The 21,668-nt window shown below is 66.9% G+C and carries 19 protein-coding genes; 8 read left to right on the forward strand and 11 right to left on the reverse strand.

Going from position 1 to position 21,668, the window contains the following annotated elements:
* The first annotated feature begins 182 nt into the window (after positions 1-182).
* From QP457_RS18900 to glpK, 3 genes are all read left to right on the forward strand, one after another.
* Complete coding sequence (locus QP457_RS18900) at positions 183-815, forward strand: OmpW family outer membrane protein (RefSeq protein WP_165378166.1); 633 nt, start codon at positions 183-185, stop codon at positions 813-815.
* A 181-nt stretch (positions 816-996) separates the two neighbouring features.
* Complete coding sequence (gene glpD / locus QP457_RS18905) at positions 997-2,481, forward strand: glycerol-3-phosphate dehydrogenase (RefSeq protein WP_205405526.1); 1,485 nt, start codon at positions 997-999, stop codon at positions 2,479-2,481.
* Between the two features lie 66 nt (positions 2,482-2,547).
* Positions 2,548-4,047, forward strand: coding sequence for a glycerol kinase GlpK (gene glpK, locus QP457_RS18910; protein WP_205405527.1), 1,500 nt, complete (start codon positions 2,548-2,550; stop codon positions 4,045-4,047).
* Positions 4,048-4,186: 139 nt separating this feature from the next.
* Here glpK and QP457_RS18915 read toward each other — a convergent pair whose 3' ends face one another.
* Together QP457_RS18915 and QP457_RS18920 are read right to left on the reverse strand one after the other, a co-directional pair.
* Complete coding sequence (locus QP457_RS18915; RefSeq protein ID WP_205405528.1) at positions 4,187-4,981, reverse strand: MetQ/NlpA family ABC transporter substrate-binding protein; 795 nt, start codon at positions 4,979-4,981, stop codon at positions 4,187-4,189.
* 27 nt (positions 4,982-5,008) lie between these two features.
* Positions 5,009-5,980: a YafY family protein gene (locus QP457_RS18920; RefSeq protein WP_089237071.1), complete on the reverse strand. Its 972-nt coding sequence runs from the start codon at positions 5,978-5,980 to the stop codon at positions 5,009-5,011.
* Between the two features lie 81 nt (positions 5,981-6,061).
* On the opposite strand from QP457_RS18920, the gene QP457_RS18925 reads away from it, so the two are divergent.
* Together QP457_RS18925 and QP457_RS18930 are read left to right on the forward strand one after the other, a co-directional pair.
* Positions 6,062-6,664: a hypothetical protein gene (locus QP457_RS18925; protein WP_089237073.1), complete on the forward strand. Its 603-nt coding sequence runs from the start codon at positions 6,062-6,064 to the stop codon at positions 6,662-6,664.
* Positions 6,665-6,771: 107 nt separating this feature from the next.
* A complete protein-coding gene (locus QP457_RS18930) occupies positions 6,772-7,548 on the forward strand; it encodes a DUF481 domain-containing protein (protein WP_089237075.1) in 777 nt (258 codons plus the stop codon).
* A 71-nt stretch (positions 7,549-7,619) separates the two neighbouring features.
* Here QP457_RS18930 and hemC read toward each other — a convergent pair whose 3' ends face one another.
* The 5 genes from hemC to mdoH all read right to left on the reverse strand — a co-directional run bounded on the left by hemC (position 7,620) and on the right by mdoH (position 13,476).
* Complete coding sequence (gene hemC, locus QP457_RS18935; RefSeq protein ID WP_205405529.1) at positions 7,620-8,531, reverse strand: hydroxymethylbilane synthase; 912 nt, start codon at positions 8,529-8,531, stop codon at positions 7,620-7,622.
* 523 nt (positions 8,532-9,054) lie between these two features.
* Positions 9,055-9,783, reverse strand: coding sequence for a LytTR family DNA-binding domain-containing protein (locus QP457_RS18940; RefSeq protein ID WP_025879008.1), 729 nt, complete (start codon positions 9,781-9,783; stop codon positions 9,055-9,057).
* Between the two features lie 10 nt (positions 9,784-9,793).
* Positions 9,794-10,837, reverse strand: coding sequence for a sensor histidine kinase (locus QP457_RS18945; RefSeq protein ID WP_205405530.1), 1,044 nt, complete (start codon positions 10,835-10,837; stop codon positions 9,794-9,796).
* 3 nt (positions 10,838-10,840) lie between these two features.
* Complete coding sequence (locus QP457_RS18950) at positions 10,841-11,500, reverse strand: alpha/beta hydrolase (RefSeq protein ID WP_205405531.1); 660 nt, start codon at positions 11,498-11,500, stop codon at positions 10,841-10,843.
* A 50-nt stretch (positions 11,501-11,550) separates the two neighbouring features.
* Complete coding sequence (mdoH, locus tag QP457_RS18955) at positions 11,551-13,476, reverse strand: glucans biosynthesis glucosyltransferase MdoH (protein ID WP_205405532.1); 1,926 nt, start codon at positions 13,474-13,476, stop codon at positions 11,551-11,553.
* Between the two features lie 494 nt (positions 13,477-13,970).
* Here mdoH and QP457_RS18960 point away from each other — a divergent pair, with 494 nt between their 5' ends.
* Complete coding sequence (locus QP457_RS18960; RefSeq protein WP_205405533.1) at positions 13,971-16,007, forward strand: TonB-dependent receptor; 2,037 nt, start codon at positions 13,971-13,973, stop codon at positions 16,005-16,007.
* 57 nt (positions 16,008-16,064) lie between these two features.
* Here the strand turns inward: QP457_RS18960 and QP457_RS18965 are convergent, their stop codons facing one another.
* Positions 16,065-16,235 (reverse strand): hypothetical protein, encoded by a 171-nt coding sequence (locus tag QP457_RS18965; protein ID WP_162887695.1) that lies wholly within the window; start codon positions 16,233-16,235, stop codon positions 16,065-16,067.
* A gap of 218 nt (positions 16,236-16,453) precedes the next feature.
* On the opposite strand from QP457_RS18965, the gene QP457_RS18970 reads away from it, so the two are divergent.
* Positions 16,454-16,840: a DUF2628 domain-containing protein gene (locus QP457_RS18970; protein ID WP_025879013.1), complete on the forward strand. Its 387-nt coding sequence runs from the start codon at positions 16,454-16,456 to the stop codon at positions 16,838-16,840.
* Positions 16,841-16,912: 72 nt separating this feature from the next.
* On the opposite strand, the gene QP457_RS18975 is transcribed toward QP457_RS18970, so the two are convergent.
* Both QP457_RS18975 and QP457_RS18980 read right to left on the reverse strand, forming a co-directional pair.
* Entirely contained in the window at positions 16,913-19,447 is a 2,535-nt protein-coding gene (locus tag QP457_RS18975; RefSeq protein ID WP_180165494.1) for a methyl-accepting chemotaxis protein, read from the reverse strand.
* 209 nt (positions 19,448-19,656) lie between these two features.
* Positions 19,657-20,550: an NAD(P)-dependent oxidoreductase gene (locus QP457_RS18980; protein WP_205405535.1), complete on the reverse strand. Its 894-nt coding sequence runs from the start codon at positions 20,548-20,550 to the stop codon at positions 19,657-19,659.
* A gap of 329 nt (positions 20,551-20,879) precedes the next feature.
* Between QP457_RS18980 and QP457_RS18985 the strand changes: the two genes are divergently transcribed.
* Entirely contained in the window at positions 20,880-21,182 is a 303-nt protein-coding gene (locus QP457_RS18985; protein WP_205405536.1) for a KGG domain-containing protein, read from the forward strand.
* Positions 21,183-21,228: 46 nt separating this feature from the next.
* Here QP457_RS18985 and QP457_RS18990 read toward each other — a convergent pair whose 3' ends face one another.
* The gene (locus tag QP457_RS18990) at positions 21,229-21,579 is read right to left on the reverse strand and encodes a VOC family protein (protein WP_180165491.1); all 351 of its coding nucleotides are present in this window, start codon (positions 21,577-21,579) and stop codon (positions 21,229-21,231) included.
* Positions 21,580-21,668: the final 89 nt, after the last annotated feature.

Below are 21,668 nucleotides of genomic sequence, written 5' to 3' on the forward strand. Positions count from 1 at the left end.
TCTCCAACTGCATGAATATTCCCGGATGGCAGAAACCGCATGAAAACAAGCGTTTCGCGCTGTTCGCTGAACAATGCGAACTAATTTTTAACGCGCGTCGGATTCGATTCATGTTGGGGCGACTACGGTGTGCTCGCCCCGCAACCGGGGGCCCAAAACAAGAAACATTAGGAGATTCCCCCATGCGCTCCATCCGTATCCTGAGCCTCGCCCTGCTGACCTCCGCCGCGTTCGCACCGGCTGCCTTCGCGCAGGACAGCAGCACCGACACCGCCTCGGGCAAGCATTTTGCCGTGGTTGGCGGCGTCTCGCTGCTGCAGCCGAAGAATGACCCGATCGACGGCATCAAGAAGGTCGATGGCGGCCCGGCACCGACCGTCAGCTTCAGCTACTACATCAACGACAACTGGGCCGTTGAACTGTGGGGCGCTGCAGACAAGTTCGACCACAAGGTGAAGGGCCCGGGCAATGCCCGCCTCGGCAGCGTCGAGCAGCAGCCGGTCGCACTGAGCGGCCAGTACCACTTCGGCCAGGCCGACAACGTGTTCCGTCCGTTCGTGGGCGTGGGCTACTTCCAGTCGGCTTTCAGCAATGAAACCCTGGCAGACGGCAGCGACTCCGACATCCGCCTGAAGGATGCCAAGGGCGTGATCGGCACCGTCGGTGTGGACATGAACATCAACTCGACCTGGTTCGCCCGTGCCGACGCCCGCTACATGCGCTCGCGTCCGGACGTGAAGGTCGGCGGCGAGAAGATCGGCGAAGCGAAGATGGATCCGTGGACCGTCGGCTTCGGCATCGGCGCCCGTTTCTAAGCGCTTCTGCGTCATTGTTGTACCGCGACGGGCCCTTCGGGGCCCGTCGTCGTTTCCGTCACCCGGGTTCCGCCTGTAGAGCCGAGCCCATGCTCGGCTGCTTTTTTGTAGAGTCGAGCTTGCCCGGCCACCCGGAAAGCAGCCGAGCATGGGCTCTACATAAACAAGATGCGGAGGCGCGATGGACGAGGTCGACCTGCTGGTGATCGGCGGTGGCATCAACGGTGCCGGCATCGCCCGTGATGCCAGTGGCCGTGGCCTGAAGGTACTGCTGTGCGAACAGCACGATCTGGCAGCGCACACTTCCAGCGCCAGCAGCAAGCTGATCCATGGCGGCCTGCGCTACCTGGAGCAGAGCGAGTTCGGTCTGGTGCGCAAGGCGCTGGGCGAGCGCGAGGTGGTGCGCCGGCAGGCGCCGTTCCTGGTGCGGCCGCTGTGTTTCGTGCTTCCGTGGCAACCCCACCTGCGGCCACGCTGGATGCTGCGCCTCGGGCTCTGGCTGTACGACCACCTGGGCCGGCGCAGCCCCGCCTTCCCTGCGTCGCGCGGCGTGGATCTGCACGACGATCCGCTCGGCGAGCTGCTGTCGCCCCAGCTGCGGCAGGCCTTCAGCTACGCCGATGCGCAGGTGGATGATGCGCGGCTGGTCATCCTCAACGCGCTTGACGCTGCGCGACGGGGCGCACGCATCCTGACCGGCACGCGCTGCGTGGATCTGCGACGCGAGCACGGGCGCTGGCGCGTCGTGCTGGAAGGCACGTCAGGCCATCAGCAGACCGTGCAGGCGCGGGCGGTGGCCAACGCCGCAGGCCCCTGGGCGGGCGGCCTGCTGGAGCGCATGCACGCCCGCAGCGGCGGACCTGCGCTGCGCCTGGTACAGGGCAGCCACATCGTGCTGCGCCGCCCCTGGCCGAACGACAGGGCCTGCCTGCTACAGCAGCCCGACGGCCGCGTGGTGTTCCTGCTGCCCTTCCACGACCATCTGCTCGTCGGCACCACCGACACCGACTATAGCGGTGACCCCGCACGCTGCAGTGTGCTGCCTTCGGAGGTGGGCTACCTGTGCAGCGCGGCCAACGGCTACCTGCGCGACCCGATCACACCTGCCGAGGTGGTCTGGCAGTTTGCCGGCGTGCGCCCGTTGCTGGCCGACCCGGACCCGCGCGCGGCGAAACTGAGCCGCGACTATCGCCTGCAACTGGACGCCGGCGGTGCGCCCGCGCTGCACGTGCTGGGCGGCAAGCTGACCACGTACCGGGTGCTGGCCGAGGAAGCACTGGATCTGCTGCGCCCCCATCTGCCCCACGCAGGCCCGGCCTGGACAGCGGCAGGCGAGCCGCTGCCCGGCAGCGACTGGGGCGATGCCGGGCAGGCACGGCAGCAACTGCAGCAGCGGGCCCCTTGGCTGCCGGAAGCCACACGGCGACGCTGGGCAAGCGCCTATGGCAGCCGCAGCCTGGATCTGCTGCAAGGCGCACACAGCCTGCTCGATCTGGGCGAAGACCTTGGCGCGGGCCTGCACGCACGCGAGGTGGCGTTCCTGTGCGACCACGAGTGGGCCCGCAGCGCCGAGGATGTACTGTGGCGACGGAGCAAGCTGGGGCTGCAGATGGATGCGGCGCAGGCGGCACGGCTGCAGGCATGGATGGATTCACATTGCCGGTAGTGCCGTGCCGCGCGGCCAGCCGCCGCCGATGCATTACGATTCCAACATCGCCACCGGAGACGCTGCATGACGCCCCGCTACGTGCTGGCCATCGACCAGGGAACCACCAGTTCGCGCGCGATCCTGTTCGATCGCGCCGGCGACACCGTCGGCAGTGCGCAGCGCGAGTTCTCCCAGGTGTTTCCACAGCCGGGCTGGGTCGAGCATGACCCGCGCGAGATCCTGACCAGCGTCTACGCCACGATCACCGAACTGCTCAGCCGCGAACAGATCGATCCCCGCCATATCGCGGCGCTGGGCATCACCAACCAGCGCGAAACCACTGTGGTCTGGGACCGCGCCAGCGGCCAGCCGATCCACAACGCCATCGTCTGGCAGTCGCGGCAGAGCCAGGCCATCTGCGAGCGGCTGAAGTCCGGCGGCCACGAAGCGCTGATCCGCGAACGCACCGGCCTGCTGATCGACGCCTATTTCTCGGCCACCAAGATCCGCTGGATCCTCGATCACGTCGAAGGCGCGCAGCAACGCGCCGAACGTGGCGAGCTGCTGTTCGGCACCATCGACAGCTGGCTAGTGTGGAATCTCAGCGGCGGCCAGGCGCACGTGACCGACTACAGCAACGCCGCGCGCACGCTGCTGTTCAACATCCATACCCTGGAATGGGACGATGACCTGCTGGCACTGCTGGACATCCCACGCGCGATGCTGCCGCAGGTGCGCGATTCCAGCTCGGTGTATGCGCACACACGTCCGCAGTTCTTCTTCGACCACCCGATCCCGATCGCCGGCATCGCCGGTGACCAGCAGGCTGCGCTGTTCGGCCAGGCCTGCTTCCAGCCGGGCATGGTCAAGAACACCTATGGCACCGGCTGCTTCATGCTGATGCACACCGGCACGCAGGCCGTACGCTCGCGCAATGGCCTGCTGACCACCATTGCCTGGGGCCTGGATGGAAAGGTGGAGTACGCGCTGGAAGGATCGATCTTCGTCGCCGGCTCGGTGGTGCAGTGGCTGCGCGATGGCCTGCGCATGATCGATCGCGCCGCCGACAGCCAGGCCTTGGCCGCACAGGTGCCGGACAGCGCGGGGGTGTATCTGGTGCCGGCCTTCGTCGGCCTGGGTGCACCGTACTGGCGCAGCGACGTACGCGGTGCGATGTTCGGCCTGACCCGTGGCACCCGCAAGGCGCACTTCGTGCGGGCAGCACTGGAGGCGATGGCCTACCAGACTCGCGACGTCCTGGACGCGATGCAGTCCGACGCGGGCATCTCGCTCAGTGAACTGCGCGCCGATGGGGGTGCGATCGGCAACGACTTCCTCGCCGGCTTCCAGGCCGACATCCTCGGCGTGCCGCTGCTGCGCCCGCGGCTGACCGAGACCACCGCGCTGGGTGCGGCCTACCTGGCGGGGCTGGCGGTCGGCTTCTGGGAAAGCCGCGAACAGATCGCGGCACAGTGGGGGCTGGATCGCCGCTTCGAACCGCAGATGGCGGTAGCCCGGCGCGAGAAGCTCTACGCAGGGTGGCAGCAGGCCGTGGCCGCCACCCTCGCCTTCCACGTCGATTGACATTGTAGAGCCGAGCCATGCTCGGCTGCCGTTGGTGGAATGCCGAAAACAGCAGAGCCGAGCGTAGGCTCGGCTCTACAGGAAGGGCAGTGTCGACCAAGGTCGACATCTACCTTTCAAATCAACAGATCAGCCGCAGTCAGAACGCCGGCAGCACCGCGCCCTTGTACTTGGTCTCGATGAAGGTCTTCACCTGCGGGCTGGTCAGCGCCTTGGCCAGCTTCTGCACGCGGGCGTCGTCCTTGTTGTCCGGGCGGGCAACCAGGAAGTTCACGTACGGTGAGTCCTTGCTCTCGATCGCCAGCGCGTCCTTGGTCGGGTTGAGACCGGCATCCAGCGCATAGTTGGTGTTGATCAGGGCCAGATCGACCTGGTCCAGCACGCGCGGCAGCATGGCCGAATCCAGCTCGCGGAACTTCAGGTTCTTCGGGTTGGACACGATGTCGCGCTGCGTGGCCAGCGCATTGGTCGGGTCCTTCAGCTCGATCACGCCGGCCTTGTGCAGCAGGATCAGCGCACGGCTGTTGTTGCTCGGGTCGTTGGGGATCACCACGTCGGCCCCTTCACGCAGCTCGGCCAGCGACTTGATCTTGCGCGAGTAAGCACCGAACGGCTCGATGTGCACGCCCACCACCTTGGTCAGGTCGGTCTTGCGATCGCGGTTGTAGGCGTCCAGGTACGGCTCGGTCTGGAAGTAGTTGGCATCCACCTGCTTCTGCACCAGCTGGTCGTTGGGCTGCACGTAGTCGTTGAACACGCGCACGTCCAGCTCCACGCCTTCCTCCTTGAGGATCGGCTTGACCACTTCCAGGATCTCGGCGTGCGGCACGGCGGTGGCGGCCACCACCAGCTTCTGCGAAGGCTCGCCGGACTTGCCGCAGGCGGTCAGTGCCAGCGCAGCGGCGAACAGGGGCAGCAACAGGGTCTTCTTCATGGGCGCAATCGATCTCGGGGGGAGGTGTCAGGATTTTTCGTAGTTGGTCAGGGCCAGTTCCAGCAATGCCTTGGCCTGCTCGCGCAGCATCATCGGCTCGACGATCTCGGCATCGGACCCGTAATGCAACACGTCCATCAACAGTTCGCGCGACACGCTGTAAGGCACCTTCAGTTCGTAACGGCCATCGGCGAGGAAGCGGCCCTGCTGCTTGGAGTGCCAGTGCTCATCGGCCACCCAGCGTGCGGCCTTGGCACTGAACAGGATGGTTGCCCAGCCCTTCGGCGCACCGGAGAAGATGCCGTAGCTGGCGCCCAGCTGCTCGTCCAGCTCGCTGTCGGCGACATCGCGGGCGGTGCTGTCGATCACCCGCGCCTTGTAGATGCGGTCCACCGCAAAGCTGCGCAGGGCCTCGCGATCATGGTCCCAGCCGTCCAGATACCAGTTGTCGCGGTAATGGGTCAGCCGCTGCGGCGATACCGTGCGCTTGGTCGCTTCGTCGGTCGAGCGGGCACGGTATTCAAAGCCCAGCTGCTTGCGCTCCAGCACTGCCGAGGCGACCGAACGGAAGCTGGCTTCATCGAACTTGCGGCCACGGTGCGGAATCACCCGGACCCGGTCCACCGGCCAGCTGGAAACACCTGCCTGGGCGGCCAGCAGGCTCTCGATGCGCTGCTGCAGCGGCGCCAGCACCGAAGACAGCACGCCGCCGCCGGTACGGGCCAGCAGGTGCTGCGAGGCCAGCAGGGCGTGCAGCTCCTCCGAGCTCAGCCACAGCCCGGGCAGCTCGAAGCGGTCGCTCTCGTCGGCCATGTAGCGGAAGCCGGCCTCGCCATCGCCCTCGATCGGCGCCATCAGCGCATCGCGCAGGAACGCCAGGTCGCGGTAGACGGTGGCCCGGGAGCAACCGAGCTTGTCCTGCAGGGTCGCCACCGTCACCGGATAGCGTGCGGACTTGAGCAGACGATGCAGGGCGGTGATGCGTTCGTATCGGTCCATGCCCCCGATTATGTCCGAGTCTCGGGCGTTGTGGCGGACGATTGGGCTATCGTGGGCGCCCCCTGCCCTGCGGAGCGCCCGATGCGCCGGTTGTCTGTCCTGCCCCTGCTGGCCTGTCTGCTGCTGGCCGCCTGCGACCGCGCACCGGCGCCCACCGGTACTGCAACGCCCGTCCCCGCTGCCGATCCAGCACAGGCGGTGCTGTCTGCCAGCCAGAGGTTTGCCGCCCTGCGCAGCTTCCACGCCGAGCTGGAGGTGCTGGGCGCGCAGCAGCCGGTGCGTACCGCGATGGACTTCGTCGCCCCGGATCGCTTCCGGGTGCAGACCCCCGCCGGGCCGCAGGTGATCATCGGCGACACCATGTTCCTGCAGGCCGACGATGCGATCCGCCAGGTGCCGACCCCACCGGGGTTGCTGGAGCAATGGCGCAGCCCGCTGCCCGCCGATATCCCCGCACAGGCCCTGCAGGCCGAAGACCTGGGCGAGCAGACGCTGGATGGCGTCAGCACGCGCCACTACCGCCTGCGCGGCGCCACCGCCGGTGAACGCCTGGAGTACTGGGTGGATGCGCAGGGTCTGCCGCGGCAGATCGTGCGCAGCGGCCACAACAACGGCAAACCCTTCCAGCTGCGGCTGCGCTACTCGCGCTTCAACGATCCGGCCCTGCAGGTCGATCTGCCCTGAATGGGGCTCGCCGACAACGCCTGCTGAAGCAGGCGGGACGGGCGATTCGGACGGTCATCACGCTTCCAGTATCATCACTGGCTGCCAATTGCTTCGGAGAAGCCTCGATGTCCCTGCGCGTGTCCCTGCTGGTCCCCTTGCTGCTCTGCGCCCCGCTGGCGTATGCGCAGGATGCCTCCGAACTGGCGGCGATGTCCTCGCCGTGGAGTGGCAGTGGTGGCGAACTCGGCTTCGCGTCGGCCCGTGGCAACAGCAGCACCGAGAGCTTCAACGGCCGCCTGCGCCTGCGCTATACCGATGGCGACTGGGTGCACAGCATGGACCTGTTCGGCCTGCGCTCCAGCTCCAAGGTGATCGAGACCAGCGACGACGGCACCACCACCCGCCGCAACAACACCACCGCCAACCGCTACACCGGCAGTGCTGGCAGCGCGCTGCAGCTGGGCGAACATCGCCAGTTGACCGCCACGGTACGTACCGAGCGTGATGATTTCGCCACCTACGATCGGCAGAGCTCGTTCGGTCTGGGTTACGGCACCCGGTTGTGGAACACCGAGCGCTTCTCGTTCGACGCGCAGATCGGCCCCGGTGTGCGCCGCACCCACAGCACCGAGGACGACCGCACCCGCACCGGCCTGATCGGTCGTGGCCTGTTCGACCTGAAGTACTCGCTGACCGACAACACCGACCTGATCAACACCCTGCTGGTCGAATCCGGTTCGTACAACACCTTCGGCCAGAACGATTTCGGTGTCTCGGTGAGCATGAACGAGCACCTGGCGCTGAAGGCCGGCTGGCAGGCGCGTTACAACAGCGACGTCGCCGTGGACAAGCGCAAGACCGATACGCTGACCACGATGAACGTGGTCTACAAGTTCAAGTAAGCGAAACGGGCGCCAGGCGCCCGTTTTCTTTTCCGGTAGGTGCCTACCTTGGTGGGCACGATCCAGCGAACTCAGACGTTCAACAGCTCACCAGCGCCGGCCTCCAGCAGCATCTTCGCCACGCGCTGGCCCAGCGCTTCCGGGTCGCTGGCCGGGCCCACGGCGTCGGCACGAACCGCGCGGCCGTCACTGGCGCTGCCGACCAACCCCTGCAGATGCAGGTTCTGGCCCTGCCACTGCGCGATCGCCGCCACCGGCACATGGCAGCTGCCATGCAGCGCGCGGTTCATCGCCCGCTCCGCTTCCACGCAGGCGCGCGTGGCGGCATCGTCCAGGCCTGCAAACAGCGCCATCAGCGCGGCGTTGCCGCCATCGCACTCCACCGCCACCGCGCCCTGCGCCGGTGCTGGCAACCACTGCGGCGGCTGCAGGCGGGCGACGATGCGCCCCCCAAGGCCCAACCGCTCCAGCCCAGCCACGGCCAGCACGATGGCGTCGTAGCCACCGTTGTCGAGCTTGGCCAGGCGGGTGTTGACGTTGCCGCGCAGATCCAGCAGTTCAAGGTCCGGGCGCAGCGCGCGCAGCTGGGCCTGGCGGCGCAGTGACGAGGTACCGACGCGCGCACCGATCGGCAGCGCATCCAAGGATGCGTACAGGTTGGAGACAAAGCCGTCGGCCGGATCATGCCGGGTCAGCATCGCCGGCAGCGCGAACGGCGCATCCAGTTCCATCGGCACGTCCTTCAGCGAATGCACCGCGCAATCGGCCTCGCCCCGCAGCATGGCCAGTTCCAGTTCCTTGAGGAACAGGCCCTTGCCACCGATGGCTGCCAGCGAGCGATCAAGCACTTCATCGCCGCGGGTGCTCATCGGCACCAGTTCCACGTGCAGATCGGGATGTGCCTGGCGCAGGCGGTCGGCGACGTGTTCGCTCTGCCAAAGGGCGAGCGGGCTCTTGCGGGTGGCGATGCGGACGGTTTCCATCCGGTCATTATCGCGCCTATCGGCGGGATACGGCCAACGGCGGAGCCCCTCGTGGCTTGAAGCAGCAGCTGGGCTTGGCCGGTCGGGGTGGGCTACGCAGGGGTCGCTGCAAGTACGTCCATGTAAGCTCGGTCGCCGCATCCATGCGGCTCACGCCCCTGCGCACCCACCCCGCCCGGCCTCTGACAGTTTCCGTGTGCGTCAGCCACGGAAGATCAAAAGAAAAGCAGAGCAAAAGCGGGTCGCTTCGCTCGGAGCCGAGCGTAGCTCGGCACTACATTTTTCTCCCCACCCGATAACAACAATGCTTTTGCCGTCCGTCACCTGGAAATTCGCGAGGGTGAGGCGGGATGGGCGGGTGGGACCGTTGGCGCCATGGATGGCGCCATCGAGCCCCCATGGATGGGTTGCGGCGTGTCCCGCCCGCCCATCCCGCCTCACCCAACACGCAACAACACAGAGCCGACAACCCGCTGTTGCTGTTGCTGTCGAAGCAGTCGCGGCCGCAGGCCGCGCGGAACACTCACAGATGCCGCAATTCCTGCTTCAGCGTCGCCACGCAGCGCCGACTCACTTCCAGCGGCTGCTTGCCATGCCGCAGCACGGCCTGCACCTGGCCACCACTGCCACGCCGCAGTTCCACCAGCTCATGGCGCGCCACCAGGCAGTTGCGGTGGATGCGCACGAAGCGGCTGGCGAACTCTTCCTCCAGCGACTTCAACGATTCCTCGATCAGGTCCTCGCCACGTGCGTGATGCACCACCACGTACTTTTCTTCGGCCTGCAGGTAGTGGATGTCATCCAGCGGAATCAATCGCAGGCTGCCACGCAAGCGGGCACACAGCATGCTGCGGGCCTGGCCGCCGGTGTGCTGGGGTTGGCCGTCACGGCCAGCAAGGAAAGTGCGGGCGCGTGCGATCGCCGCCGCCAGCCGTTCGGCGCGCACCGGCTTCATCAGGTAATCGATGGCCGCTGCCTCGAACGCCGACAGCGCGTGCGCATCGTAGGCAGTGCAGAACACCACGGCCGGCCTCGGCTCGAAACTGGCCAGATGGCGGGCCGCTTCCAGCCCGTCCAGGCCGGGCATGGCGATGTCCAGCAGGACCAGGTCCGGCTGCAGTTCGGCGCACGCGTGCAGGGCCTGCTCGCCGTTGCCGGCCTCGGCCACTACGTCCACCCCTTCCTGCGCGGCCAACAGGCTGCGCAGGCGCTCACGCGCCAGCGGTTCGTCATCGGCGATGACTACCCTCACGATCGTCCCCTCACTGGATCGGCACTGTCACCTGGCAGGCATAGTAGCCCTCGCTCCAGCCAGCCGTCATCCGCGCGGCGCGGCCAAAGCGCCAGGTCAGGCGATGGCCGATGCTGTGCTGGGCATGGCCCGCTCCCTGCGCCAGGACCAGCCCGGGCACCTGCGGATCGGGCGCGGGATTGCGTACGCGGATCTGCAGCTCGCTGCCCACACAGGCCAGATGCAGCTCGATGGTGCCGCCTTCGGGCAGACGCGAGATGCCGTGCAGCACCGCGTTTTCCACCAGTGGCTGCAGTACCAGCCGCGGCATCGGCAGATCCCAGGGCAGGGGTTCGTCGCGCTGCCAGTGCACCCGCAAGCGGTCGCCCAGACGCAGCGATTCAATCGACAGATAGCGCTCGGCCAGTTCGCACTCATCGCGCAGGGTCGAATCGCCCTCGCCCGCGCCCAGTGCGGCGCGGAACAGATCGGACAGGTCGAGCACGGCACGCTCGGCCACCGCCGGGTCGCGATGCAGCAGGCTGGCGATCAGGTTCATGCTGTTGAACAGGAAGTGCGGGCGGATGCGCGCCTGCAGAGCGTCGGCCTGCGCGCGGGCATTGGCCTGCACCTGCGCCGCCCAGCGGTCGCTGACATAGAAGTAGCGCAGCGCCAATGCGGTGATCAGTGCCGTGGTGGCCGCGCTGCCCAGGGTGAAGCGCCAGAAGCCGATGCCACGCGCGAAGTTGTCGCCCAGCACGGCATACAGGGCATGGATGATGCCCGCACACAGGATGGCGATCAGCGCGGCCAGGCCGACAGCCGCGACGGCACCCAGCATTTCCGGCAGCTTCGACAGTGCCTGCCGCAGCAGGCACAGGCTGGCGGTCACCGCCAGCGCAAGCCACAGTGCGAAGCCGCTGGCCGAGGCCAGTTCACCCATCGTCCAATGGCGGCTGCCATCGGGCGCCAGCGCCAGCACCACCACCACCAGTTCGGCCAGGCCGAGCATCGCCGCCAGCCGCGGCAGGCGGCACAGTTCCGGCATCCACGGGGTGGCAGCGCTCGCGGCCATGGCTCAGGCGGCGCCCAGGCGTGCCTGCAGCCAGTCGCCCAACGCGTCGATTTCCTCGGCGCAGACCTGGTGGGCCATCGGGTAGCTGTGCCACTGCACGTCCAGCCCAAGCGCGCGCAGCTTCTCGGCGCTGTGCGCGGCCACTGCCTGCGGGATCACCGGATCGCTGCTGCCGTGGGCCATGAACACCGGCACGTCCACTGCGCCATCGACGCGCGACGCGCTTTCGGCATCCGGCAGGTAGGTCGACAGTGCGATCAGGCCGGCCAACGGTGCAGTGCGTGCCAGCGCGGCACTGAGGATCACCGCCCCGCCCTGCGAGAAACCGGCCAGGAAGATGTGATCGGCAGCGACGCCGCGTTCGATCTCGCGGGCGATCAAGGCATCCAGCTGCACCACCGACTCCTGCACGCCGGTCATGTCGGCGCGCGAGCGGAAGTCCATGCCGACGATGTCATACCAGCCGCGCATCGGCACGCCGTTGTTGATCGTGATCGGCCGCACCGGTGCGTGCGGGAACACGAAACGCAGCGCCGGCCAGTGCGGGCGCACCAGCTCGGGCACGATCGGCGCGAAATCATGGCCGTCGGCACCGAGGCCGTGCAGCCAGATCACCGACCACTGCGGCGAGGCGCCGGTTTCCTGTTCCACCGTTTGCAGCATGTTGCGGCTCCTGTACGTTCGAGCCGCATTATGCCGCTGGCACGGTGCGATCAGTACAGCGGCAGTTGCTCGGCGGCTTCCCGGCGCAGCTGTGCGGCGCGCACCAGCACCGGCGGCGGGATGTTCTCTTCGGGGATGTCGAGCAGGCCGAGACGATGCAGGAAGGCACCCGGCCCGCGCAGCGAGGTCAGTGCCACCACCGGCACCGCCAGCACCATGCCGATCACCACCGGCGCCATCCAGGCCGCCAGCGACGGCGACACCGCCCACGCCAGCACGCCCATGAAGGCGCCAAACACACCCAGGCCGCCGTAGCCGCGCACCAGCGAAATCCACGAGATGCCACCGTCATCGCGCTGCTGGGCATCCCAGCCCGAGTCACGCCCGGACAGCACCTCGGCCACGCCGCGCGACTGCACGTACATCACCACCGGCGCCATCAGTGCGGCCAGCACGGTTTCCACCAGCATCGACAGGAATGCGCGGATCGCGCCACCGCAGCCACGGCGTTCGACCGGGTCGAGCAGCATTGCCAGGTACCCCAGCACCTTGGGCATCAGCAGCACCGCCATGGTGGCGGCGAACAGGCGCACCACCTGCTCTTCATCCTGCGCGCGCCAGTACACGCTGGGCGACAGATGCAGCAGCGCATTGAAATCGATGCCTTCCTGGAACAACGGGATGGCGATGCCGATCAGCATCAGCATCGCCCACATCGGTGCGGTGAAGTAATGGCCGATGCCGATCAGCATGTGTACGCGGCTGATCCAGTGCAGGCCACGGCTGCCCACCACCTTGCCGTGCTGCAGGTTGCCCTGGCACCAGCGGCGATCGCGCACCAGCAGGTCGGTCAATGTCGGCGGGCCTTCCTCGTAGCTGCCGCCCAGGTAGGGAACCATGTGCGCCGCCCAGCCACCACGGCGCATCAGCGCGGCTTCCACGAAATCATGGCTCAGCACGTGGCCGCCGAACGGCTTGCGCCCCGGCAGCTCCGGCAGGCCGGCGTGGTCGGCGAAGGCCCGGGTGCGGATGATCGCGTTGTGGCCCCAGTAATTGCTTTCGGCACCGTGCCACCAGGCCACGCCACGAGCGATCACCGGGCCGTACACGCGCCCGCCGAACTGCTGCATGCGCGAGAACAGGGTGCGGCCGCCGATGACCGATGGCAGGGTCTGGATCAGGCCGACGTCGGCGTTGTGCTCCATGCCGGCCACCAGGCGCACGATGCTGTCACCGGTCATCAGGCTGTCGGCATCCAGGATCAGCATCTGCGGGTAGGCACCGCCGAAGCGGCGTACCCAGTCGGCGATGTTGCCGGCCTTGCGCGCGCTGTTGTCACCACGGCGGCGATAGAACAGCCGCGCCTGGCCATCGGGCACCAGCTCGCGCAGCTCGGCGAACACCTGCTCTTCGGCACGCGCGATGTCCTCGCGGCGGGTATCGCTGAGCACGAAGAAATCGAAACGCTGCAGCTGGCCGGTGGCCGCCACCGATTCGTAGATCGCGCGCAGGCCGGCCAGCAACCGGCGCGGGTCTTCGTTGTAGGTGGGCATCAGCAGCGCGGTGCGGCTATGCACGGTCGGCAGCGGCTTGTCCGGATCGATGCCCAGGCGGTAGCCGCGGTCGAACACGGCCGTCAGGAAGCCGGCCACGGCACTGGCAAAGGACAACGCGATCCACGCGAACAGGCCGACGAACAGCACCAGCAGGCAGGCCTCCAGCACACTGATGCCGTTGCCGGACAGCACCCGCCACATCATGCGGGTAGCCACGGCGGTCATCGCCACCGTGCCGCCAAGGATGTACAGGCGACGCAGGCCGATCATGCGCGGCGAGGTGCGATGGCGCCGTACTTTCAGCGCGCCTTCGCGCAGCGTCTGTTCGGGCATGACCAGTGGCGCTTCGGCGGGCAGCAGGGCCCAGCCCGCGTCGGGACCGGCCGTGACCGGTTCCGCGTCGATGGTTTCACTCCCCATGGCCGCCTACTCCCTGCAGGCCGCAGGACCGGCCGTCCCGGCCGGGCTGCATGCACCAAGGTTCCTGGCACGCATTCCCGGCGTCCGCACTTGTCCTGTCTGCCACGGCGTCACGCCGCGCAGTCGATGTCTGTCACTACCGGAACCCACACGATCTCCAACGGGGCGGAATCGAAAAATGCGGCTCAGTCTATGGCCCCGAATGTAAGCCGGGTGCGAAGGTCTACGCCGGGAAATCTCCCCATTCAGCAATCAGCAGGCGAACCGCGGCACGCAGGCAGGGAATGTCGATTCATCCCGGAAAGTACTGGATCGTAACAAACGAGAACGGTTATCATTCCGTTAACCAGGCAGGTCACCGCGCTTCGCGCACCGGACCCACCCAGCTGCGCCGGACCTACCGCGCGCCCGACGACCCAGGGAAGGGGTGGCTGCCTGCTGTCTGCGTGCGCCTGCTGCTTCCACCGGGTCTCTCCTCTCCCTTGGAAGCCGTCATGTCCCCTCTTCGTTCCGCGCGCCTGTCGCGCACCCGACTGGCCAGCGCCCTGGCCACCGCCTGCCTGCTGACCCTGCCTGCCCTCGCCGCCGCTGAAGCCAGCGCCGACGCCTCGACCAAGGACCTGGATACCGTGGTGGTCACCGCTTCGGGCAACCAGCAGTGGATCAAGGATGCCCCGGCCAGCATCAGCGTGATCAGCCGCGAAGACATCGAACGCCAGCCGGTGCACGACCTGGCCACCCTGCTCAGCCGCATTCCGGGCGTGACCGGTGGGCTCAGCGCCGCCGGTGAGCAGTCCAAGATCAAGCTGCGCGGGATGCCGTCCAACTACACGCTGGTGCTGGTGGACGGCAAGCGCATGGGCAGCTCGGCCTCGACCAACTACCGCCCCGACCTGGGCCGCCAGGACCTGAACTGGATTTCTCCGGACCAGATCGAGCGCATCGAAGTGGTGCGCGGTCCGATGTCCTCGCTGTATGGCTCGGACGCGATGGGCGGGGTGATCAACATCATCACCAAGCGCATCGGCGACAGCTGGAACGGCAGCGCCACCCACAGCTACACGCGACCGCAGGATGGCGACCGTGGCGACACCCAGCAGATCGGCGCGACCTTCTCCGGCCCGCTGGGCGAGCGCTTCGGCCTGCGCATCGGTGCCAACAGCATGCGCCGCGACTCGGACCGCTCCAACGGCGGCGTGTATGGCAATGCCTATGCCGGCGAAAAGGACCGCAATGTCGACGCGCTGCTGCAGTGGAAGCTGAGCGAGGCACAGGAAGTGTCGCTGGAAGCGGGCCATGGCGTGCAGCAGGCCTTCATCGCCCAGGCGCTGGAGAAGCAGGACGAAGGCGCATGGGGTGCCAGTGAACTCAAGCGCAGCTCGCTGGCGTTGAACCATGACGGCAAGTGGGATTTCGGTACCTCCAAGCTCAGCGCGTACTGGACCGAGTACAAGAACGATATCGGCGCTACCGGTCGCTCCGAGGCAACCGATACGATCATCGAAGGCAGCCTGAGCACGCCCTTCACCCTGGGCGTGGACCACCAGTTCGCGGTGGGCGGCCAATGGAAGCGCCAGGAGCTGACCAACACCGACACCATCGGCCAGGCACCGATCGACTACGCCGGCAAACCGGTGGTCGGCTCCACCCTGGAAGTGGATACCTGGGCGCTGTTCGTCGAAGACGAGCTGAAGCTGCACCGCACCCTGGCCCTGACCCTGGGCGCGCGCCTGGACCACCATGAACAGTTCGGCAGCCATGTCAGTCCACGTGCCTACCTGGTCTGGCACCCGAGCGAGCAGTGGACGATCCGTGGCGGCGTCTCCAAGGGCTTCCGCGCGCCGAGCCTGACCGAGAATTCGCCCAGCGCGGCGACCCAGTCCGGCGGCCGCGGCTGCACTTCGCTATACCCGCTCGGCTACGTGCGTGGCGGCTGCTACATGGCCGGCAACCCCGACCTGGACCCGGAAACCAGCACCAACCGCGAGATCGGCGTCAGCTTCGACAACGATCTGGTCGACGCCGGCCTGACCTACTTCCATACCGACTTCAGGAACAAGATCGAATACGAAGCGCTGGGCTTCTTCAACGGCTACTGGTGGACGCGCATGAGCAACGTGCAGCGCGCGCGTACCAGCGGCATGGAAGGCAACCTCAACTTCCGCTTCGGCGATCACTGGCGCTGGCGTACTTCGGCGACCTGGATGAAGGAAGCCAAGAACCTGACCACCGGCCGCAACCTGATCGACACCCCGGAGTTCTCAGGCTATTCGTCGCTGGACTGGACGCCGAACACGGTGTTCTCCAGCAGCCTGTCGGCGCAGTACACCGGCAAGCAGACCGGCGTGGTCAATACCTTCCTGAAGGCCTACACGCTGTATGACCTGACCGCTGCCTGGAACGTCAACGAGGTGCTGACCCTGCGTGGCGGCGTCAGCAACCTGGCCGACAAGAAGCTGTACGCCGACGGCGCCACCGACTACTTCGTCGCCGGCCGCAGCTACTTCCTCAGCATGACCGCGCGCTTCTGATGCGCACGGCGATCGCGCTGGCAACAGGCCAGCGCGATCGTGGGGGCTTTTTCAGGCTCAGTCGTTTTCCAGCACAGCCGGTGCAGCGTCGCGGCTGGCCGCGATGCGCGCACGGTCCATCGCCACCGCCAGTTGCTGGCGGGCGAGCAGTTGTTGTGCCTGCACCACTTCGGGTGTCGGCAGGAGCACCGGTCCGGGTGCGTTTTCCGGTGTAGCAGGTGTGGTCATGCAACCTCCATGGACATACCGCTGTTACCCATGAAACACCGGGGTGGCAGCGGAACTGCGCACCCTATCCTAAAAACAAGGCGGATGGGTGACGGTGCGGCACCGGGACGCAAGCCCTTTGCCGTAGGAACGTCACATTTTTGACGCTCCAAGCTGGCTTGCTGAATGCGACTCACTTATTATGAAAACGTTTTCCTAACAGGGAAGTCCCTACTCACATGAATACCGTCGACCTGACCCGCTTCAGCCCGAAGTGGCAGTTCCGCTTCAACTTCTTCCAGCAGCACGGCGCCCCCAAGGAGCCCGGCTTCAAGCAGGCGTGGAAGGCGCTGTCCTTCGGCGACCGCCTGAAGATCAACCTGAACTTCTTCGCCTTCTTCTTCGGCGCGATCTATCTGTTCATCCTGGGCATGTGGCGCAAGGCGCTGGTGGTGATCGGCATCAACATCGTGCTGATCGCGGTCAGCCTGGTGCTGCCGGACATCGTGGCCCGTGCACTGTTCATCGCGATGAACTTCCTGGTCGCGTCGAGCACCAACTACAGCTACTACCTGGAACAGGTGAAGGGCAACACCAGCTGGAACCCCTTCGAAGGCATGTTCTAAGCCGCAGCGTTCAACAGCGCAGCAGCACATCGACGCCCGGCCTTGGCCGGGCGTCTTCGTTCACGGCCCCGGTCAGGCAGCGCGCAACGTGGCCGTGGGGCGGGTGTCGGCCTGCAGGCGGAAGCGTGACACCGCCACCGCCAGCTGCTCGGCCTGTTCTTCCATCGCCCGCGCCGCAGCGGTGGCTTCTTCCACCAGCGCAGCATTCTGCTGGGTGGTCTCGTCCATCTGCACCACGGTCTGGTTGACCTGTTCGATACCGGCCGACTGTTCGCGCGAGGCGGCCGAGATCTCGGCCATGATCTCGTTGACCCGGCCGACCTGGCCGACGATCTCCTGCATCGTGCGGCCGGCGCCATGCACCAGCTGCGCACCGGCACCGACATGGCCGACCGAGGCGTCGATCAGCTCCTTGATCTCCTTGGCAGCGCCCGCCGAGCGCTGCGCCAGCGCGCGCACTTCGCTGGCGACCACGGCAAAGCCACGGCCCTGTTCGCCCGCGCGCGCCGCTTCCACCGCCGCGTTCAATGCCAGGATGTTGGTCTGGAAAGCGATGCCATCGATCACCGAGATGATCTCGGCGATACGCTGCGAAGAGGTCTCGATCTGCTCCATGGTCTGCACCACCTGGCTGACCACCTGCCCGCCTTCGCTGGCAACGCCCGCGGCCGAGGCCGCCAGCTTGTTGGCCTGAAGGGCATGATCGGCGTTCTGGCGCACGGTGGAGGTGAGTTCCTCCATGGACGCGGCGGTTTCTTCCAGATTGGCCGCCTGCTGCTCGGTGCGGCGTGACAGGTCGCTGTTGCCGGAAGCGATCTCGCCTGCGGCCAAGCGGATGCTGGATGCGGACTGCTGGATCTGGCCGACGATCTGGGTCAACTGCTGCACGGTGCTGTTGGCATCATCGCGCATCACCGCGAACACCCCGTGGAAGTCACCCTCCATCCGCGTACTCAGGTCACCGGCGGCGATGGCGCGCAGCAGCGTCGACAGCGCGGCCAGGTTGTGGTCACTGACCTGCATCATGGTGTTCAGGGTTTCCACCATGCGGCGGAAATCATGCTCGAAGCGCTGTGCATCGCCGCGCACCGCGAAATCACCCGCTGCTGCGGCGGCGGCCAACTGCTGGATCTGCTCGTTGATCGCCGCCAGGTTGCTCTTGGTGGTTGCCATGGCAGCGGTGAATACCGCCTTTTCGCCCGGCAGTGCGTCCATGTCCACGCTCAGGTCGCCCACCGCGTAGCGCTGCATCACTTCAACCAGGCGTTGGGTGACCGCGTTGCTGTCGGCCACCAGCTGGTTGCTGTCGGCCACCATGCGGCCGTACTCGCCCGGGAACACCGAGGCATCCATGCGGTAGCTGATTTCACCGGCATCATGGCGGCGCGCCATTTCCGCCTGTGCGGCCATTACTGCCTGCAGCTGGCCACGCATACCCTGCATCGCGTCCAGCAACCGGCCCACTTCATCGTTGCCCAGCGCCGGCATGGCGGTATCCAGCTTGCCCGCAGCAACATCGCCTGCAATGCGCACCGCCTGCGCCAGCGGTCGCACGGCCAGCCGCTGCAGCAGCAGGTAGACACCGCCGCTCAGCACCAGCGCGGCCACCACACCCACCAGCAGGATGATCCACAGCAGCTCGCGGGCCTGCGCGATGATCACCGCGTGCGGCACCACCACACCCAGCGCGAAACGCTGCGGCGCGTCCCCCACCTGCAACGGCACGTACAGGCGGACGTTGCCGGCAGCGTCGGGCTCGAACGCTTCGTAGGTCTTGTCAGCGGCGATCTGCGCCAGCATGCCGAGGGTGGCGGCATCGGTGCGCGCCTTGCCGATCTCGGCAGCATCGGCCGAGGCCAGCACCACGCCCTTCGGCGACAGCAGCTCGACACGGCCGGCACCCATCGGCGTCAGCGTGGCCAGGTGCTTCTGCAGCGCGTCCAGCGAGAAGTCGACGGTGAAGACGCCGAGGAAGGTACCGTTCTCGACGATCGGCGTGCTCAGCGTGCTCATCAGCACCTGCTTGCCGCCGATGTCGTAGGCATACGGTTCACTGACCAGCGGCAGCTTGTCGCGGCTGGGCACCATGTACCAGTTGCCCGAGCCGCTGGGCGTCTCGGTGTAGTCGGTCATCGTCGACTGCTGCGGCTTGCCGTCCTGCCAGGCCCAGTAGCTCATGTAACGGCCGGTGGCGTCGTGCGCCTCGCTGTTGACGAACTCGGCATCCTTGCCGTCGAAGGCATTGGCCTCCCACATGGTGCTCTTGCCCAGCCATTCCGGGTGCGCATGCAGCTGCTCGCCGATGACGTTGGCCAGGCTGGCACGATCAGGCGCATCACCGCGCGCACGCTGGGCCAGCACGGTTTCCACCATCGCATCGTTGCTGGCGAAGGCCGTGCCCAGGTCGGCAGCCACCTGGCGCGCCTCGGCACGGGCTTCACTGGCCATGGTCTGCCGCGAGGACGACACCAGCGCCGAACTGGCCTGGTGATAGATCAGGAACGCGGTCGCGCCGAAGCACAGCAACGCGATCACCGCGGTGCCCAGCATCAGCTTGTGGGCGATGCTGCCGGGGCGACGGGCAGCGACGGAACGGGAAGAAGACATGGGAGGATCCGCAGGCAGTTCAGGTCGACCGGTGCCACCAGGGCACCGCGCAGATGCGCGATCCATCGCGCGGGCCGCCTGCCCTGCCGGATCGGAACCCGGCGCAGGAAAGCGCGCACCGGGTTAGCGGCCATGGCCGGGCGAGGTTGAGGCTCAGCGCACGCACAAACCTGAACCTGCTCAGCTGCGGCCGTCGACAGCGGCCCGTGCTACTCGGCCACGCGGTCGCGGATCCACTCCGCGCGGGGCAGGACCTCGATGCTGCCCGCGGCGTACTGCTGCAGGACGTCCTCTGGACCGAAACGCGGCTGCCAGCCCAGCGCTGCGCGCATCCGGCTGCTGTCATAGACCCGGTCGATGCTGAGCGGCAGCGGCCAGCCACGGCGCTCGAACTCGGCCAGCAGCTGCGGCGCGCGGCGCGCCAGCACCTGGCGCGGATCGGCCGCCAGCTGCAGGCAGTCCTCGCGCCGGAACGGCGTCGGCGCACAGGCGAGGTAGCGCTGGAAGGGTGCGCCTTCATCGTGAAGCAGCGCGGCATGCGCGCTGGCCACGTCGCGCGCGTCGATACCGCGGTGCAGGCGGAACATCGCCATGCGATCAGGAGGCTCGGGGAAGCAGCGTGCCATCCGCAGCACGCGCACGGTGAATGCTGCACTGGCCGCCGCTTCGGCAGCGGCCTCGGCCTGCAGCTTGGTGCGGTGGTAGATCGTGCGTGGCAGCGGCTCGGTGTCCTCGTCGATCCAACGACAGCCGCCGGACACCACGGCATGGCCGTACAACGCCGTGGTGCTGGTCAGCACAAAGCGCTGCACGCCAGCCTCGCGTGCCAGCTGCAGCAGGTTCGCGGTGGCCTCCACGTTGATCTGCTGGAACACCGCGTCGGGTACCAGGCCCACGTGGGGTGCGTGCAGTGCCGCGGTGTGGATCACGGCATCGACCCCCTGCACAGCGCGCTCCAGCGCCCGGCGGTCGGTCACATCGGCAATCACCCGCGTGGTGGCGAAGGGACTGCGATCCAGCCCCACCACCTCATTGGCACCCGCCAGCGCACCGAAGATCGCGCGCCCTATCCGCCCGGAACTTCCGGTCAACAGAATCTTCATTGAATCCATTCACTCGACAGCGCCCGGGACCTACCGGGATATACCGATTCTAGGCAAGCCCGATGGCATCGGCGATAGGAACCGATGACATTCTGCATGCCATCCGCATCAGGCCGATGGCCCATACTCGACCGTGACAGGGTGCCACCGCTCACCGCCGTGTTGACCGGCTGCTGGTCTCGGCGCTCCCTGCGCGGTAACGGGTTGTCAAACGCATGCGCAGGGCATGTGAGTCCAATGTGGCCGACGTCCACCTGCCGTTAGCCCCCGATGTGGAGCATGAAGCCGTCGCTGATGGCGGCATCCCATTCCACCTCCGGAGATCGGCAATGGCCAACTCACGCACTGGCAGCAGCAATCGTGGCTTCGCCTCGATGGACGAGGACAAACAGCGCGCGATCGCGTCGAAAGGCGGACGCGCCGCACACGCATCCGGCAATGCGCACCAGTTCAGCCCGGATGAGGCCCGCGTGGCGGGCCGCAAGGGCGGTGAAGCGATCAGCCAGGATCGCCAGCACATGGCCGCGATCGGGCGTGAAGGTGGGCATGCACGGCATGCCAGTGCCCGCCAGCAACAGCAACAGCAACAGCAGAACATGCCCGGCAAGCCTGGCGGCAACCAACAGGGTTGAGCGATCACTGCCAGCGTCGAAGGGCGGATTGGCCGCGGTCTTCCAGTCAGCGGTGGGCGAGTATGTTCAACAGGCGACCGAACGGGTCGCGCACGTAGAAGCGACGCACGCCCCATGGCTCTTCGGCCGGGCCATATTCAAGCGCGATGTTCGCGTGTCGCAGGCGTTCGAGCACGCCCTCCAGGTCGTCCACCTCGATCGAAAGATCCGGCACCGGCGTACCCGATCCGCCTTCGCTGGCGACGCTGAGCTGTGCCAGTGCTGTGCCCTGCCCGCCGTAGGTGACGATCCAGCCGTGGTCCATCACGATGTCCATGCCGAGGATGTCTCCGTAGAACGCAGCCGCCTGCGCAGGATCGGCACTGGCGATGTTGGCGACGACGCGTTTTACAGCCATGTGGCGGCTCCAGACGATCACGACCGCGGACCACGTGCCTGCGGCCGGGTGGAAAGGGGCCCATGGTTCGGGCCCCCCAATGCGAACGG

This window comes from Stenotrophomonas sp. As-7 (assembly GCF_030291015.1).
Classification (GTDB): domain Bacteria; phylum Pseudomonadota; class Gammaproteobacteria; order Xanthomonadales; family Xanthomonadaceae; genus Stenotrophomonas; species Stenotrophomonas lactitubi.

Coding starts and splice junctions, on each gene's coding strand:
- QP457_RS18900 (WP_165378166.1), top strand. CDS start 183: ATGCGCTCCATCCGTATCCTGAGCCTCGCCCTGCTGACCTCCGCCGCG.
- glpD (WP_205405526.1), top strand. CDS start 997: ATGGACGAGGTCGACCTGCTGGTGATCGGCGGTGGCATCAACGGTGCC.
- glpK (WP_205405527.1), top strand. CDS start 2,548: ATGACGCCCCGCTACGTGCTGGCCATCGACCAGGGAACCACCAGTTCG.
- QP457_RS18915 (WP_205405528.1), bottom strand. CDS start 4,981: ATGAAGAAGACCCTGTTGCTGCCCCTGTTCGCCGCTGCGCTGGCACTG.
- QP457_RS18920 (WP_089237071.1), bottom strand. CDS start 5,980: ATGGACCGATACGAACGCATCACCGCCCTGCATCGTCTGCTCAAGTCC.
- QP457_RS18925 (WP_089237073.1), top strand. CDS start 6,062: ATGCGCCGGTTGTCTGTCCTGCCCCTGCTGGCCTGTCTGCTGCTGGCC.
- QP457_RS18930 (WP_089237075.1), top strand. CDS start 6,772: ATGTCCCTGCGCGTGTCCCTGCTGGTCCCCTTGCTGCTCTGCGCCCCG.
- hemC (WP_205405529.1), bottom strand. CDS start 8,531: ATGGAAACCGTCCGCATCGCCACCCGCAAGAGCCCGCTCGCCCTTTGG.
- QP457_RS18945 (WP_205405530.1), bottom strand. CDS start 10,837: ATGGCCGCGAGCGCTGCCACCCCGTGGATGCCGGAACTGTGCCGCCTG.
- QP457_RS18950 (WP_205405531.1), bottom strand. CDS start 11,500: ATGCTGCAAACGGTGGAACAGGAAACCGGCGCCTCGCCGCAGTGGTCG.
- mdoH (WP_205405532.1), bottom strand. CDS start 13,476: ATGGGGAGTGAAACCATCGACGCGGAACCGGTCACGGCCGGTCCCGAC.
- QP457_RS18960 (WP_205405533.1), top strand. CDS start 13,971: ATGTCCCCTCTTCGTTCCGCGCGCCTGTCGCGCACCCGACTGGCCAGC.
- QP457_RS18965 (WP_162887695.1), bottom strand. CDS start 16,235: ATGACCACACCTGCTACACCGGAAAACGCACCCGGACCGGTGCTCCTG.
- QP457_RS18970 (WP_025879013.1), top strand. CDS start 16,454: ATGAATACCGTCGACCTGACCCGCTTCAGCCCGAAGTGGCAGTTCCGC.
- QP457_RS18975 (WP_180165494.1), bottom strand. CDS start 19,447: ATGTCTTCTTCCCGTTCCGTCGCTGCCCGTCGCCCCGGCAGCATCGCC.
- QP457_RS18980 (WP_205405535.1), bottom strand. CDS start 20,550: ATGAAGATTCTGTTGACCGGAAGTTCCGGGCGGATAGGGCGCGCGATC.
- QP457_RS18985 (WP_205405536.1), top strand. CDS start 20,880: ATGGCCAACTCACGCACTGGCAGCAGCAATCGTGGCTTCGCCTCGATG.
- QP457_RS18990 (WP_180165491.1), bottom strand. CDS start 21,579: ATGGCTGTAAAACGCGTCGTCGCCAACATCGCCAGTGCCGATCCTGCG.